The sequence below is a fragment of the Wenjunlia tyrosinilytica genome (assembly GCF_014646055.1).
GTDB lineage: Bacteria > Actinomycetota > Actinomycetes > Streptomycetales > Streptomycetaceae > Wenjunlia > Wenjunlia tyrosinilytica.
Window position 1 is genome coordinate 31,024 of the sequence record NZ_BMMS01000006.1, and the last position, 14,525, is coordinate 45,548.

A 14,525-nucleotide genomic window follows, 5' to 3' on the forward strand; every position below is an offset into this window, starting at 1 on the left:
CAAATCAACCGGTTCACCGAAGTACCTCGTGAGGCGCATGTCACCCGGCCCCGCTCCAGGGGCGCTCGCGACTGGCTACGCTGTACCGCGTGTACGGCTACGACCAGAGTGTGAGCGGTGGACCGGGCCCTGACTACCAGCAGGCGCCGCCGGCTCCTGACGGGTACGGCGGCCAGCCGCTGTACCCGGAGCCGTCCAGCCCGTCACTGGCCGACGCGGTACGCGCGTTCACCACGGGTTCGATGTCGGCCGAGGACTTCCAGTCCATATTCGCCTCGTCCCGTGTGTACTGCCCCCGCGGTGAGCGGCCCGGCTTCCTGGCCCTGCACAACACCCAGCAACCGGTGATCCCGATGTTCACCACGCTCAAGGAGCTGCGCCGGTACGCGGGCAAGGAGTCCAAGTACTTCGTGATCACCGGGGCCGAGGTGCTGGACCTGCTGCCGACCGGCTACGGCTTCGTGCTCGACATGGAGGGCGAGCACCGGATGGTGTTCGACGCCAAGGCCGTCGAGCAGATGGTCGACTTCACCATGCGCCGGATGTACGGCTGACCGGCTCGCTCGGGCACCCGCCTGTACGCGCGGACGCGCCTCCGCCTCCCTCCGGCCTCCCGGGTCGCTCCCGCCTTCGCCGAAAATCGCCCACGGGCCTGATCGGGAATGAAGCACTCCTTGCGGGTTGTTCGAAATTCAACTAACTTGAACGTTGAACACCAAGGAGGCCGTCATGCCCGCAGTGACTGTGGACAACCCCCTGACCCTGCCGCGCGTCACCACGCCCGTCCCCGGCGTGGCGACCGCGCGCCCCGTGCTCTCCGTCACGTCTGATCGACGGAAGCTTCGTGCACAGCGACTCCACCGGTGGTGGAGGGGTTCTGGGCGGCGGCGACACCCAGTGGATGACCGCCGGCGGCGGCATCCTGCACATCGAGGCTCCTCCGGAGGAGCTGGTGATGAGCGGCGGCCTCTTCCACGGCCTCCAGCTCTGGGTGAACCTTCCGCGCGAGCAGAAGATGATGAACCCCAAGTACCAGGACATCGGCGGCGGCCAGGTCAAGCTGCTGACCACCCCGGACGGCGGCTCCCTGCTGCGGCTGATCGCGGGCGGGCTCGACGGCCACAGCGGCCCGGGAGTCACCCAGACCCCCATCACGCTGATCCACGCCACCATCAGCCCCGGCGCCGAGATCACCCTGCCCTGGCGCCCCGACTTCAACGCCCTCGTCTACGCCCTGGCGGGCCGCGGCACGGCGGGCGCCGAGGGGCGGCCGTTCGAGACGGGGCAGGCCGTGGCCTTCGGGCGCGGTGACTCGGTGACCCTTCGGGCCGCCGAGACCCAGGAGTCGCGCAGCCCCGATCTGGAGGTCGTCCTCCTCGGTGGGCGGCCGATCCGCGAGCCGATGGTGCAGTACGGGCCGTTCGTGATGAACAGCCAGGTGGAGCTCGCCCAGGCCTTCGAGGACTTCAAGGCGGGCCGCCTGGGACAGATACCGGCGGAGCACGTCTGATCCCGGACACCGGCAGGCTCATACGCTCGGGCCCGGCCACGCGCACGCGGTGGCCGGGCCCGAGCGTAGTCCACGGTTTCGGGTGCGCCGGTCGGGGAGCCCCGTACGGGGCTCCCCGCGCTCTCCGGAAGGCCGGCCGCACGACCCAGCCGGCTCGGCTCAGCAGTCGGTGCCGATGCAGGTGGTGTTGAAAACGATCTTGGAGCCCGCCGTGCCGACGAACTTGACGCCGGTGATCCTCGCGTTCTTCCCCACCTCCGCCTGAGCGTTCTTGTCGACCGAGCCGTTCAGCGTCACCGGTTCGTTCTTGGTGGTGACGCCGGTGCAGTTCACCTCGTAGGCGCTGTCGCCCTGGGAAGTGCTCTTGCACGACAGCTCACCCTGGATGGGGTACCCCGCGTTCTTGAACGCCGCGGCGCCCGCCTGAGAGGTGGCGGTGCGCACGATCGAGCCGCCGAGCTGCTGAGTCGTGTCCGAGCAGGCTACGGACGCGAGCGTCACCGCTGCGACAGCCCCCAGGACCGATACGAATCGCCTCATACGTCACCATAGACACCGTCCCGGCGCGGCCGCAGCCGGAGAGCGGCCCCGGACGGGTGAGTCCCCCGTGTGTCGCACGGTCGGCGACATTCGTTCCACCACCGGGGTAATAGGTGTAGGGGCCATGCCCTCCACCGCCGTCGCCCTGTTCACCTCCGACCTGCGCCTGCACGACAACCCCGTGCTGCGTGCCGCCCTCGCCGAGGCCGACGAGGTGGTTCCGCTGTTCGTGCTCGACGACGGTGTGCGCTCGGCGGGCTTCGCCACCGCGAACCGGTCCGCCTTCCTCGCCGACTGCCTCACCGACCTCGACTCGGGGCTGCGCGAGCGCGGTGGGCGGCTGGTGCTGCGCGCGGGAGACGCCGTCGAGCAGGTGTGCCGGGTGGCGCACGAGACCGGCGCCGGACAGGTGCACCTCGCGGCAGGCGCCAGCCGCTACGCCGTGCGCCGCGAGGAACGGCTGCGTACGGCGCTCGCGGGAGGCCGCTCCACGGGGGGACACTGCACTCTGCGGGTCCATGACGCGGTGGTGACCGCGGTCGCCCCCGGTGCGCAGACCCCCGCGGGCAAGGACCACTTCGCGGTGTTCACGCCCTACTTCCGCCAGTGGGAGCGGGCCGAGACGCGTGATCCGCTGGCCGCTCCCCGTGGGGTCCGGGTGCCGGAGGACATCGGTTCGCTTCCCCTGCCCGAGCGGCCGGGCGGCATCTCGCCGGGCCTGGCCCGGGGAGGGGAGAGCGAGGCGAGGCGGCGGTTCGCCGCATGGGAGAGGGCGGGGCTCGACGAGTACGCGGACCGGCACGACGACCTCGCCGGCGACGCCACCTCCCGCATGTCGCCCTTCTTCCACTTCGGCTGCCTCTCACCGGTGGAGGCCGTGCGGAGGGCGCGCAGGCGCGGCGGCGAGGGCGCCCAGGCGTACGTGCGCCAGCTGGCCTGGCGCGACTTCCACCACCAGGTGCTCCATGCCCGCCCCGACGCGGCCACCGCGGACTACCGGACCAAGGGCGACCGCTGGCGCGCCGACGAGAAGGAGATCGCCGCCTGGAAGGAGGGGCGCACCGGCTACCCCGTCGTGGACGCGGGGATGCGGCAGCTCGCGCACGAGGGCTGGATGCACAACCGGGCGAGGCTGCTGACCGCGAGCTTTCTCGCCAAGACCCTCTACACGGACTGGAGGGTGGGCGCCCGGCACTTCCTCGACCTGCTCGTCGACGGCGATGTGGCGAACAACCAGCTCAACTGGCAGTGGGTGGCGGGCACGGGCACCGACACCCGCCCGAACCGGATCCTCAATCCGCTCGCCCAGGCCAAGCGCTTCGATCCGAACGGCGAGTATGTGCGCCGCTGGGTCCCCGAGCTCGCCGGCGTCGAGGGCCCGGCCGTGCACCGGCCCTGGAGGCAGGCCGAGCTCCCCGGTGACTATCCCGCGCCGATCGTGGACCTCGACGAGGGCGCTGCGCGCATGCGGGCGGCACGGGGCCGGGACCGGTGAGTGAAGGGGAGGAGAACGGGGACCTGGAGGGGAGGCGGGGAAGAGGGGAAGGCGGGGAAGGCGGGGAAGAAGGGGAGGCGGGGAAGGGGCGACGGGCAGGGGAGACTTGGGAAGGGGCGGGATAACGGTTCGACAGGCCGGTCGGGGCGGGCGAGTATCCCCGTCATGACGTCACCTGAGCGCACCGACATCCCCGCATCGTGGGACGAGCGCACGATGCTCACCACGTTCCTCGACTACACCCGCGCCACCGTGCACGAGAAGTGCGCCGGCCTGTCACAGGAAGGGGCGAGCGCCGCCCCGCTGCCGACCTCGCCGCTGATGACCGTGGGTGGACTGGTCAGCCATCTGTACTGGGTGGAGCAGCACTGGTTCGAGGCAGTGCTGCTCGGCCAGGAGATCCACGGCCCCTGGACCGAGGACGACCCGGACCGGGAGATGCGCCTCGGCGCCGAGACACCGCTGGCCGAACTCCTGGCGCGGTACGAGGACCAGAGCGCCCGCTACCGGGAACTCGTCGCCACGCTGGACCTCGACACCCCCTCCAAGCGGAATCGGGGGAGCTCGGGGGAGCCGGTGACGCTGCGCTGGATCCTGTTCCACCTCATCGAGGAGACCGCCCGGCACAACGGGCACCTGGACATCCTCCGTGAGATGGCCGACGGGGTCACCGGGGACTGAGGGCCGGGTCGGCAGCGCCGCCCGCGCGAATGGTCCGCGGGCTCAAGCCTGTCCGCCGACCAGGCGCGACCGGCGGACAGGCTGCTCGTTCGGGCCGTGGGCCCCAGGGCCTGCTAGTGGCGGTGGCCCTCGGCGCTCTTGCGGCGCAGGGCCCAGGTGCCACCGATCGCGGCGGCGGCCAGGAGCGCGGCACCGCCGGCGGCCTGACCGGTGTTCATACCGGCGATCGTGCCGCCTTCACCGCCGAGCACGCCCCGGGTGGGCTGCACCGTCGGACGGTGGGTGGGCCTCTCCGTCGGCCGGTGCGTCGGCTCGTGGGTCGGCTTGTGAGTCGGCTCGTGGGTCGGCTTGTGAGTCGGCTTGTGAGTCGGCTTGTGAGTCGGCTCGTGGGTCGGCTTGTGGGTGGGCTCGTGGGTCGGCTTCTCCGTCGCCTTGTCGCTCGGCTTGCTCGAGGGCCACGAGTGGTTCGAGCCGGACGTCTGCGCCGGGGACGGGTCCACGGCGAAGGCGGCGGGGGTCGCGACACCGAGTGCGGCGACCGTGAGCGCCGAGGCTGCCATGAGGCTGGCTATTCGCATGTGAATCTCCATCAGCGAGGATGCGGAGCTGGTGTCTCCGCGGCGAGTCCACGCCTTGATTGCATGCAAACCCGGACAAACGACGTCCGCATGCCGATGCATGCCGGACGGGTGACAGCGTCGAGCGGACGGGTGACAGCGGCGCCGCCGAAGTCGGCGGGGGCCTCAGATGGAGGAGGCGGGCAGGAGCGAGGTGTCGAGGTGCTCGCCGACGTGGCCGAGCACCTGCTCGCGGTCGATGCCCGGCAGGCCCACCACCAGATAGGTGCCGAACCCGTCCAGAAGGGCCCGCGTGCGCACGGCGAACCGGTCCGCGTCCACCGCGCGGAACTCCCCGCGTGAGATCCCCTCGGCCAGGAGCGCCACCAGGTCCCGGTGCCAGGCCAGCTCCAGCTCCCGCTGCCTGACCCGGGTCTCGTCGTCGGCGGTGGTCGAGCGGTTCCACACCTCCAGCCAGAGCGTCCACCGGGGATCCCGGTGACCGTCCGGCAGGTAGAGGTCCACGAAGGCGTCGAGGCGCTCGCGGGCGGGCACCTGCCGCGACAGCACGGATCTGCGCTCGGCGCCGAGCTGCGGTGCGGGTCGTGGGTCGCAGGCGCGCGAAGTGGGGCGCCGGACATGCCGCAGCCCCGGCTGGTTGCCCGTGCCGGGGCTGCCGTGCTCGTGGTCGTGCCGTGTTCAGTCGAGGGCCGGGAAGTCCCCCAGCTTCACACCCGCCACAAACGCGGTCCACGCTTCGTCAGGAAATGTCAGGGCCGGGCCGTGGGGGTCCTTGCTGTCCCGGACGGGCACGACGCCGGGGATACCGGGGGCCACCTCGATGCAGTCGCCGCCGTTGTCGCCGCTGTAGCTGCTCTTGCGCCACATCGCCGCCACCTCGATGCAGTTGCCGCCGTTGGCGCCGCTGTAGCTGCTCTTCCGCCACGTCGCCGCGCTCGGATCGTGGGTGTTCATGATCGCCGTAACCCTCCATCACTTCGCTGATCAGAGCGGCTGATTCAGGGGCCGAGAGTGCGTCCGCCCTGAGCACATCATAGGTCCGTGCGTGCCGGGCGAAGACGGCTGGATCGTCGCTGAAATGGCCGCGGTCCAGCGATTCCGAGTAGACCCACTCATGCCCGTCGGGCAACGTGATCAGCGACATGGACGTGTTCGGCGGGATCAAGGCCGCGACGCCGAACGGTGCCACCTGGATCCGGATGTTCCGCTGCCTGCCCAGGGCCAGCAGATGGGCGCACTGCCCCCGCATCACAGCCGGACCGCCGACCACGCGCCGGATCGAACCCTCCTCCAGCACCACCACGAGGAGCGGCCCGTCAGGGCTCAGGAAGCGCCGCTGGCGGCTCAATCGGGCCGAGACGCGCTCCTCGACCAGATCGGCGTCGTCCTTGGTGGCCACCCGTGAGAACAGCGTCCGCGCGTACTCCTCGGTCTGCAACAGACCGGGAATGACCTGGGTTTGATAGACGCGGAGCCCAACGGTCTCGGCGTCCATGGCCGCACGGCGCCGGAACCAGTCGGGATGCTCGACCGCCGGGTACCAGTCGATGCGGGACCACAGCCGAGCCAGTATCCCGCCGGTGTCCAACAGCTCGTCGCAGGTGGCCACAAATGACTGTTGAGGCACCCGCGTTCCGGACTCGATACGCGCGACCAACGACCGATCGCACGGGATCCGGCTCGCCAACTTCTCCTGGGACAGCCCTGCCCCGTCGCGCAAATCCCGCAAAACCTCCCCGAACAGTGCGGCTGACGTGGCCGCGGGCCCCGGCTTGCCGTTACGTCGGCTCATGGCATCCCCCTGTGACAGCCCCTGGCTGGAACGTGTTTTGGCCTTTTGATCGTAGCGCCGGAGAGCGACGCTATGTGTACCCAACGTCATGGCCCGTTGCGACGGTTTGATCAGCGAGCGGACAACGCGCAAGGGGTGGCCCGGCCATGTCCGGCCGCGTCCGGCCGCGTCCGGGCGGCTCCACGACGTGGGAACGGCAGACCCCGGCGACCGCGCGACCGGCCCCGGGGCATGGCCACCAGCCAGAAGGAGCTGATGACATGACGGACTTTATCGCCCGTTTCGTCGATGGCGTGAGGGCGGCTTTCGGCCCGCGCACCCCCGGGAGGCGCCGGGCTCGCGGGGGGTTACCTGTTCCGGGGTGCCTGCCGTGCCCACCGCCGCGGGCACGGCAGGCACCCCGGACACCCGTCGAGCCGTTGGACGGCGAGGCCCACGACCTTGTGCGCCCCTACCTGCTCGATCGCGAGGAGTGGCGACGGCGGCGTCGCCGCCGGACGCTCCTGGTGACGGCCGCGCTGGACCTGGCCGCGCTGGACCTGGCGGCGCTGGACCTGGCGGCGCTGGACCTGGCGGCGCCCCGGTGAGCGCGCCCGATGGGCTGTGGCCCGCCGCCAGGCAGTCGAGTATGACGATGCGCGTCTACAGCGTGGACCCGGCCACCGGCGAGCGGCGCATCCGGCGCGCGGTCGCTGTCACCGCGTCGGCGACGACCGGACTCGCCCTCGACCAGCGGTTCCCACCGTGCCGTTGCCCACGCTGCCGCAACGGCCTGCGCCCCGACGCGACGGCGCAGGCCCCTTTGGGGGCGGAGTGATCGGCGAAGGCCCGGCGCAACCTTCCGAAGCGCTGAGGTACTTCGGAGAGGTGGCCCGCCACTTCCGCATCCGTGCGCGGCTGACCCACCAGGAACTGGGAGAGAAGCTGCACTACTCCGCGGGGCTCGTCGGCCATGTCGAGACCGCCACGCGCGTGGCCTCGGACGAGTACGTGCTACGGCTGGAGGAGGCACTGGGCGCGGGCGGACTCCTGGCCGCGGCGCTGCCGATGCTGGAGGAGGAACGGCACCGGGGCATGCCGGGCCGGGTGCAGGTCTTCGTCGTCGATGCGACCGCGGAAGAGCTGCCGCCACCGGAGGCGGCCAAACTCCTCAGACGCCTGGCAACCAGCGCAACCCCGCCCCCGGGCATACGCCGCTGAGCGTGCGCTGGTCACCAAGAAGGACGGGCACGGCGTCGCTCTCGGCCCGGTCGGCGGCGCACGCATCCAGGCGCTCACGAGCCGAGCCGATCAGCCGCGGCCATCAGAACGCGTAATGCCGCTAGCCGGTCGTCCGGTCCGGCGCGCCCAGCGCGGTGGAGACCTCGTCCGCTGTGGAGCGGACCTGGGCTGCCAGGGATTCCACGTCCGCGGGCCACGGGTCGAGGCTGATCGTGGCGACGCTCACCGCGCCGATGACCGCGCCCGTGTGGCCCTGCACCGCGGCGGCGATGCACAGGATGCCGGGCTCGTTCTCCTCGTCGTCGTAGGCCCAGCCGCGGGAGCGGACCTCGTCGAGCCGGCGGCGCAGCTCCGTCGGATCGGTGACGGTGTTCGGGGTGCGGGCCTCCAGACCCGTTCTCGCCATGATCGCGTCCGCCTCGGAGGGCGGCAGCGCCGCCAGGATCGACTTGCCTATGGCGGTGGAGTGCAGGCGGATGCCGAGCCCCACCCGCGACGGCATCCGGTAGGGCTTTGCGCCCTCCAGCTTGGCGGCGTAGACCGCCTGGTCGGCGTCGAGCAGGGCGAAGTGGACCGTGCAGCCGGTCTCCTGGCAGAGCCCGCGCAGCGCCGCGTCCGCGTGCTGGGCGGGGTTGAAGCGGCCCATGACCTTCCCGGCGAGCGAGAGGATGCGCGGGCCGCCGATGTAGCTGCCGCTGCCGGTCGGGATGGCGAACTGCCGGTCGACCAGCGACTGCAGGATGCGGTGCACGGTGGACTTGGCGAGCCCGGTGGCGCCGGCGATGTCGGTGACCCGCTCGTGCTCGGGCAGCGCCTCCAGCACGGCCAGCACCTTCTCGATCGCGTTGCCGCCGCCCGGGTTGCTCCTCATATGCCCACCGTATCCGCGACCGCCCCGCCCCAGCGCCCCATCCACCTCCCGTCCACGACCGGCCCACCTCCCGTCCACGACCGGCACATGCCCGTTGGCGAAGTCGGACGCGCCCTGGGCGAGGAAGACGGCCACCCTCCGCGGGCATCGTGCCTCACCCGTTCTGTTCGGGGCCGCCAACACCGCGGGCGGGGGTCCGGGCGAAAATGATTTCTCCGCGGAACCCGGCCGGAGCGGCTCCCGTGGGCGGCGTCGGATCGGAAGGGCAGTTGTTCAGGAAGGTGTTCGGCCGACGCCTCGGGCTGCTCGCCCTGCTGTGCCCGCCGGCCTATCTCCCAGTCCGCGCGGGTTCTTGACTGGATGGTGGTCGGATGATTTCTCAGAGTTAATAACGGGCGCCTTCGATTACACGTGGTGAGTGGTCGTGCACGCGCAATCGCCCATGCGAATGCACGTGCACACCGCTATCATCTGAGGTACAGCACGGCACCCGGGAGACTCAGATGCGCCCCACGTACAACGGCATGGCCGCCACTGACCTGCGGGGGGTCGTCTGGCAGAAGAGCCGGCGCAGTAACTCGCAGGGGAATTGCGTGGAGTTTGCGAAGCTGCCGGACGGCGATGTGGCGGTGCGGAATTCTCGTCACCCCGACGGGCCCGCACTCATCTACACTCGCGCCGAGATCGAGGCACTCATCCTGGGTGCCAAGGACGGCGATTTCGACGGCCTGGTCCAGTAAGCGGCGCCGGCGCCGACGGTAAGCCCATGCCGAGCACGGGCTGAAGTTCGCCCTGAGCAGGGCGAGGGACGGCCGGTGCGGCAGTCGGCGGTGGTACTCGGCGGTGGCACAGTGCTGGGCCGCACTCCCCACGCGCGAGCCCGCGCGCACCCAAGGGCACGCCTCCCCGATTCGCGAACTCCGCGCCCATCGCCGGTGCCGGCCACGTGGGGCTCCGCGCTCATGAATGGGGAGGTGTGCGTTCCTTGGGTTACACCGCCACCTGGGTGGTCGGACCGGACAGGTCGTCGTCGCCCGAGTGGAACAGCGCCCAGACGATCTTCCCGGCTCCCGCGAGCGGGTGCCAGCCCCAGGTGTCACTGAACGAGTCGACGAGGTGCAGTCCGCGTCCCGACTCCGATATGTAGTCGGGCTCCTTCGACACCGGTCCCTGGTCGCTGGGGTCGCGCACGGCGCAGACCACCCGCGACGCCTTGCGTATGAGACACAGTTGTATAGGGGCCCCCGGGTGCGAGGGCCCCTGCGACATGCCGTGCCGCAGGGCGTTGGTGACCAGCTCGGAGGCCACGAGGGCCACCGAGTCGAAGAGCTCGGCGAGGTTCCAGCGTCGCAACGTCGTCATCGCGAAGTCCCTCGCGTCCTTGACCGCTTCGAACCGCGGCGGGAGCTCGAACTCACAGGAGATGGAGACGGCGCCCGGCGCCTCGAACTCCGCGGACGCGAGCAGTTCTTGCCATAACGGCTCGAGAACTACAGAGCCTCCAGTCCCCATGTGCAGCACCCCGTGTGATCGCAAGTGATCGTGCAAGTGCACGTGCACCATCCTCCCCAACGCGCACAGCAGATGCAAGAGCGGATTCCCGTGCATGAGGCGCCAAGGCAAATGCACGTGCATTTGCATGTGCACTGGTAATCTTTGTGTGGCCGGACCCGCACTCTTCGCAGCACCGGGGTGGCACACTGTGCCTGATGGCTTGAGGACGCAGGGGGAGGAGGTTCACGAGGATGAGCACAGTGCAGCCCGGCGGCGGGTCGATGGTGCGCCGTATCCTTCTCGGCTCCCAACTGCGGCGATTGCGTGAATCCAAGGGCATCACACGCGAGGAGGCCGGGTACTCCATCCGCGGCTCCGAGTCGAAGATCAGTCGTATGGAGCTCGGGCGGGTGAGCTTCAAAGAGCGCGACGTGGCCGATCTCCTCACCCTCTACGGTGTGACGGACGACACAGAGCGCTCAGCCCTGCTTGGACTCGCGCGCGAGGCGAACGCGGCCGGCTGGTGGCACAGCTACGGCGATGTCCTGCCGAGCTGGTTCCAGACCTACGTGGGTCTGGAGGAGGCCGCCTCGCTCATCCGCACCTACGAGGTCCAGTTCGTCCCCGGCCTGCTGCAGACCGAGGACTACGCGCGTACCGTCACCATGCTCGGCCAGCCCGCCGCACCCTCGGAGGAGATAGAGCGCCGGGTCGCCCTGCGGATGCAGCGGCAGAAGCTGCTCGTCTCCGAGCGCGCCCCGAAGCTGTGGGCGGTCATCGACGAGGCCGCGCTGCGCCGTCCGCTCGGCGGGCGCAAGGTGATGCGCGCTCAGGTCGAGCGGCTCGTGGAGCTCACCGACCAGGCGGGAGTCACGATCCAGGTGATGCCGTTCCAGTTCGGCGGGCACGCGGCCGAGGGCGGCGCGTTCTCGATCCTGCGCTTCCCCGAGCAGGACTTGCCGGACGTGGTCTACCTCGAACAGCTCACCAGCGCCCTGTATCTCGACAAGCGTGACGACGTGGACCAGTACAGCCAGGCCATGGAGCGGCTGTGCGTGGACAGCCTCGCCCCCGACCGGACGGTCTCCCTGCTGAGCCGGATCGCCAAGGAGTTCTAGCCCCGGTCCCCTCCCGAGGCAGGCGCGGCGGCCTCTTCGGGGGATTCGGGCTTTCGGGGGAGATCGGCGCACAACACATCCTCCATGCCGTCAATCCGACTACCGGTGTGGCACGCTCCAGCCATCCCCTTCTGGAAAGGGCGGCGCCGGGCTCAGCGGTCGCCGCGTCAGCCGGAACGTTTCCTCCCCCAGGCCGTGACCATGAACACCGGCACATAGGAAGACTCGGGACGCTCCATCAGAGCGATCGCCTCGTCCACCTCCGCGTCGTTGAGGATTCCCGTGCCCACCAGCCTGGGGCGCAGGTGCTGGAGCGTCAGCGGCATGAAGGAGTCGCCACCCGGGATGACCGGCGAGTGCACATCCGCGCCGATCTCCTCGAGCCCCGCCTCGGCGAGCAGCCCCGTCAACCGCCGTCCGATGCCCGGGTCGACCCCGAGACCGGCGAACTGCGCCTCCATCGCTCTGCCGACCCTCTCCCCCAACTGCCGGTGCTCCGGCGGGTAGTAGCGGGCGGCGGCGGTCGCCATGGGACCGGCGATGTCGAAGTCCTCGACGACCATCCAGCCGCCGGGCCGGGTGGCGGCCGCCATCCGCTCCATGGCCTCCTTCTCCCGCCCCGGCTGGTGCCCGACGACGGCCCGTGCGTGGACCATGTCGAAGGCGGCGTCCGGGAGGGGATCGCCGAGCAGGTCGTGCTCGCGAACCTCGAGCTGCCGCAGCCCGTGCCCGACGGCGAACCTGGTGTCGATGTCGACGGCGAGCACATGTCCCGCCGGGCCCGCCCGTTCGGCCATCCACCGGGCCATACTGCCCGCGCCCGCGCCCACTTCGAGGCAGTGCGCACCCTCGCCGAGGCCGAGCAGATCCAGCCGTGTGCGCGACTGCGGATCGTAGACATTCTCCAGGGCCCGCAGTCGCTCGAGCTCACGTTCCCACGATTGGTTGAAGACGTAAGCGCTTTCCACCGTAGACTCCCCACCCCGGCGATCATTCGGTCAGCTTGCGACGGTACCTGACCAGGTCTGGACCTGCCCGAACCTGTGTGCGGGGATGGCCGTTTCGGTCCTTTCGAGGGTGCCGCCATGCACGCTCAGGCGCCAGGTGGTGGCAGACTGCGACCGGCGCACAGGGCGGAGGGCGGGATGGGCAGCGTGCAATCGAGCGGTAGTTCGACGGTTCGCCGTATCCTCCTCGGGTCCCAACTGCGGCGGCTTCGCGAGGCCAAGGGCATCACGCGCGAGGACGCCGGCTACTCGATCCGCGCCTCCGAGTCCAAGATCAGCCGTATGGAGCTGGGCCGCGTGGGCTTCAAGGAGCGGGACGTCGCAGACCTGTTGAGTCTCTACGGCGTCCACGACGACACCGAGCGCAGGGCGCTCATCGGCCTGGCCCGCGAGGCCAGCAGCGCGGGCTGGTGGCACTCGTACACCGATGTCCTGCCGCACTGGTTCCAGACGTATGTGGGTCTGGAGGAGGCCGCCGGCCTCATCCGAACGTATGAAGTCCAGTACGTTCCCGGGCTTCTCCAGACCGCCGACTACGCCCGCGCGGTGATCTCCCTCGGCCAGCCCGACGCCACCGCCGAGGAAGTGGAGCGCCGGGTCTCCCTGCGGATGCAGCGGCAGAAGCTGCTCCTGTCGGAGCGGGCGCCGCGGTACCACGCGGTGATCGACGAGGCCGCGCTGCGCCGTCCGATCGGCGGGGAGAACGTGATGTGCGGCCAGGTCGAACGCCTCGTCGACATGGCCCGGCATCCCCATGTCACCATCCAGGTGATGCCGTTCTCCTTCGGCGGCCACTCCGGCGAGTGCGGTGCCTTCACCGTCCTCAGCTTCCCTCAGGACGACCTCCCGGACATCGCCTATCTCGAGCAGCTCACCGGGGCGATGTATCTGGACAAGCCGGAGGACGTGAACCAGTACTCCAGGGCGATGGAGCGGCTGCGCGCGCAGAGCGAGACCCGCGAGCAGACGCTCGAGGCGCTCGCCAAGATCGTACAACTTCCTTGATCCCTCACTAGGATGAGTGATCGTCAGGCATAGAACAGCGCCCGACAGCTGTCCCTCAGAGCCGAGGGGCGCATCCTGCCCTCACCGGTGGACGGCAAGGAGAACCGGCTGTACCGGCTGCCGGTGGGCGTCGTCGGGGTCATCAGCCCGTTCAACTTCCCGCTGTTCCTCGCTCAAGTCCGTGGCCCCGGCGCTGGCGCTGGGCAACGGTGTCGTGCTCAAGCCCCACCAGAACACGCCGATCGCCGGCGGCGCCCTGATCGCCCGGCTCTTCGAGGAGGCGGGGCTGCCTCCCGGCCTGCTGAACGTGGTGGTCACCGACATCGCGGAGATCGGTGACGCGCTGATCGAGCACCCGGTGCCGAAGGTCATCTCCTTCACCGGATCGGACAAGGTCGGCCGCCATGTCGCCCGGGTCGCGGCCGGGCACTTCAAGCGCTCGGTGCTCGAACTCGGCGGCAACAGCGCGCTGATCGTCCTCGACGACGCGGATCTGGACTACGCGGTCGACGCCGCGGTGTTCAGCCGCTTCGCGCATCAGGGGCAGGTCTGCATGGCCGCCAACCGCGTCCTGGTCGACCGTGCGGTGGAGGCGGAGTTCACCGAGAAGTTCGTCGCCAAGGTCAGGACGCTTCGGGTGGGCGACCCCAGCGACCCGGGCACCCATCTCGGACCGCTGATCAACTCCGCCCAGGCCGAGATCGTCACCGCCCAGGTCGAGCAGGCATTGGAGGAAGGGGCGACGGCCCTGCTGCACGGCACGACCGAGGGCACGCTGATGGCGCCCTCCGTGCTGACCGGTATCGCTGAGGGCTCGGCGATCCTGCGCCGGGAGCTGTTCGGCCCCGTGGTGCTGATCGTTCCCTTCGACGGCGAGGACGAGGCGGTGCGGCTGGCCAATGACACCGAGTTCGGGCTCAGCGGAGCCGTGCACACCGCGGACGTGGAGCGCGGGGTGAGGGTCGCCCGCCGGATCGACACCGGCATGATCCACGTCAACGACGGCACCATCCACGACGAGCCGATCGTGCCCTTCGGCGGTGAGAAGCACTCCGGAGTGGGGCGGCTCAACGGCGAGTCGACCGTCGAGGCGTTCACCACGCAGAAGTGGATCTCCATCCAGCACGGGCGCAGCCGGTTCCCCTTCTAGCGCCCAGGGCGTGCGCCGTTCACCTGCCTCGCGCAGACGCGCGGGGTCCGGGGCGGGTTGGCG

15 protein-coding genes and 4 pseudogenes are annotated in these 14,525 nt (G+C 70.2%); 11 read left to right on the forward strand and 8 right to left on the reverse strand.

Annotated features, from left to right (window positions below; translation table 11 throughout):
* Positions 1 to 89: 89 nt before the first annotated feature.
* Positions 90 to 554 (forward strand): SseB family protein, encoded by a 465-nt coding sequence (locus tag IEY86_RS08270; RefSeq protein ID WP_189130900.1) that lies wholly within the window; start codon positions 90 to 92, stop codon positions 552 to 554.
* Positions 555 to 729: 175 nt separating this feature from the next.
* Positions 730 to 1,510 (forward strand): annotated as a pseudogene (locus tag IEY86_RS08275) (pirin family protein).
* Positions 1,511 to 1,669: 159 nt separating this feature from the next.
* On the opposite strand, the gene IEY86_RS08280 reads toward IEY86_RS08275, so the two are convergent.
* Positions 1,670 to 2,050, reverse strand: coding sequence for a hypothetical protein (locus tag IEY86_RS08280; protein WP_189130901.1), 381 nt, complete (start codon positions 2,048 to 2,050; stop codon positions 1,670 to 1,672).
* 124 nt (positions 2,051 to 2,174) lie between these two features.
* Between IEY86_RS08280 and IEY86_RS08285 the strand changes: the two genes are divergently transcribed.
* Together IEY86_RS08285 and IEY86_RS08290 are read left to right on the forward strand one after the other, a co-directional pair.
* Positions 2,175 to 3,545, forward strand: a complete 1,371-nt coding sequence (locus tag IEY86_RS08285; RefSeq protein ID WP_189130902.1) for a cryptochrome/photolyase family protein — start codon at positions 2,175 to 2,177, stop codon at positions 3,543 to 3,545.
* 165 nt (positions 3,546 to 3,710) lie between these two features.
* Complete coding sequence (locus IEY86_RS08290) at positions 3,711 to 4,226, forward strand: DinB family protein (protein WP_189130903.1); 516 nt, start codon at positions 3,711 to 3,713, stop codon at positions 4,224 to 4,226.
* A 113-nt stretch (positions 4,227 to 4,339) separates the two neighbouring features.
* Here IEY86_RS08290 and IEY86_RS08295 read toward each other — a convergent pair whose 3' ends face one another.
* From IEY86_RS08295 to IEY86_RS08305, 4 genes and pseudogenes are all read right to left on the reverse strand, one after another.
* Positions 4,340 to 4,804: a hypothetical protein gene (locus IEY86_RS08295; protein ID WP_189130904.1), complete on the reverse strand. Its 465-nt coding sequence runs from the start codon at positions 4,802 to 4,804 to the stop codon at positions 4,340 to 4,342.
* Between the two features lie 165 nt (positions 4,805 to 4,969).
* A pseudogene (locus tag IEY86_RS08300) lies at positions 4,970 to 5,377 on the reverse strand (TetR family transcriptional regulator C-terminal domain-containing protein); the annotation flags it as partial.
* 105 nt (positions 5,378 to 5,482) lie between these two features.
* Complete coding sequence (locus IEY86_RS36300) at positions 5,483 to 5,758, reverse strand: DUF397 domain-containing protein (protein ID WP_229698242.1); 276 nt, start codon at positions 5,756 to 5,758, stop codon at positions 5,483 to 5,485.
* A gap of 34 nt (positions 5,759 to 5,792) precedes the next feature.
* Positions 5,793 to 6,686, reverse strand: a pseudogene (locus IEY86_RS08305) (helix-turn-helix domain-containing protein); the annotation flags it as partial.
* A 329-nt stretch (positions 6,687 to 7,015) separates the two neighbouring features.
* Between IEY86_RS08305 and IEY86_RS08310 the strand changes: the two are divergent.
* Genes IEY86_RS08310 through IEY86_RS08320 form a run of 3 tightly spaced genes read left to right on the forward strand, consistent with a single transcriptional unit; the run spans position 7,016 to position 7,796 of the window.
* On the forward strand, positions 7,016 to 7,183 hold the full coding sequence (locus IEY86_RS08310) for a hypothetical protein (protein WP_189130906.1): 168 nt from the start codon (positions 7,016 to 7,018) through the stop codon (positions 7,181 to 7,183).
* 41 nt (positions 7,184 to 7,224) lie between these two features.
* Positions 7,225 to 7,413 carry a hypothetical protein gene (locus tag IEY86_RS08315; RefSeq protein WP_189130907.1) on the forward strand — a complete coding sequence of 63 codons (189 nt, stop codon included), beginning with the start codon at positions 7,225 to 7,227 and terminating at the stop codon, positions 7,411 to 7,413.
* Positions 7,414 to 7,463: 50 nt separating this feature from the next.
* Complete coding sequence (locus IEY86_RS08320) at positions 7,464 to 7,796, forward strand: helix-turn-helix domain-containing protein (RefSeq protein ID WP_189130908.1); 333 nt, start codon at positions 7,464 to 7,466, stop codon at positions 7,794 to 7,796.
* Positions 7,797 to 7,917: 121 nt separating this feature from the next.
* Here IEY86_RS08320 and IEY86_RS08325 read toward each other — a convergent pair whose 3' ends face one another.
* The gene (locus tag IEY86_RS08325) at positions 7,918 to 8,688 is read right to left on the reverse strand and encodes an IclR family transcriptional regulator (protein WP_189130909.1); all 771 of its coding nucleotides are present in this window, start codon (positions 8,686 to 8,688) and stop codon (positions 7,918 to 7,920) included.
* Between the two features lie 503 nt (positions 8,689 to 9,191).
* Between IEY86_RS08325 and IEY86_RS08330 the strand changes: the two genes are divergently transcribed.
* Complete coding sequence (locus tag IEY86_RS08330) at positions 9,192 to 9,428, forward strand: DUF397 domain-containing protein (RefSeq protein WP_189130910.1); 237 nt, start codon at positions 9,192 to 9,194, stop codon at positions 9,426 to 9,428.
* Positions 9,429 to 9,678: 250 nt separating this feature from the next.
* Here IEY86_RS08330 and IEY86_RS08335 read toward each other — a convergent pair whose 3' ends face one another.
* Positions 9,679 to 10,200: an ATP-binding protein gene (locus IEY86_RS08335; protein ID WP_189130911.1), complete on the reverse strand. Its 522-nt coding sequence runs from the start codon at positions 10,198 to 10,200 to the stop codon at positions 9,679 to 9,681.
* Between the two features lie 233 nt (positions 10,201 to 10,433).
* Here IEY86_RS08335 and IEY86_RS08340 point away from each other — a divergent pair, with 233 nt between their 5' ends.
* Positions 10,434 to 11,300, forward strand: a complete 867-nt coding sequence (locus IEY86_RS08340) for a Sco1979 family transcriptional regulator (protein WP_189130912.1) — start codon at positions 10,434 to 10,436, stop codon at positions 11,298 to 11,300.
* Positions 11,301 to 11,467: 167 nt separating this feature from the next.
* Here the strand turns inward: IEY86_RS08340 and IEY86_RS08345 are convergent, their stop codons facing one another.
* Positions 11,468 to 12,268, reverse strand: a complete 801-nt coding sequence (locus IEY86_RS08345) for a methyltransferase domain-containing protein (protein WP_189130913.1) — start codon at positions 12,266 to 12,268, stop codon at positions 11,468 to 11,470.
* A 177-nt stretch (positions 12,269 to 12,445) separates the two neighbouring features.
* Between IEY86_RS08345 and IEY86_RS08350 the strand changes: the two genes are divergently transcribed.
* Both IEY86_RS08350 and IEY86_RS08355 read left to right on the forward strand, forming a co-directional pair.
* A complete protein-coding gene (locus IEY86_RS08350; RefSeq protein ID WP_189130914.1) occupies positions 12,446 to 13,312 on the forward strand; it encodes a Sco1979 family transcriptional regulator in 867 nt (288 codons plus the stop codon).
* Positions 13,313 to 13,351: 39 nt separating this feature from the next.
* Positions 13,352 to 14,462, forward strand: a pseudogene (locus IEY86_RS08355) (aldehyde dehydrogenase family protein); the annotation flags it as partial.
* Positions 14,463 to 14,525 lie beyond the last annotated feature (63 nt).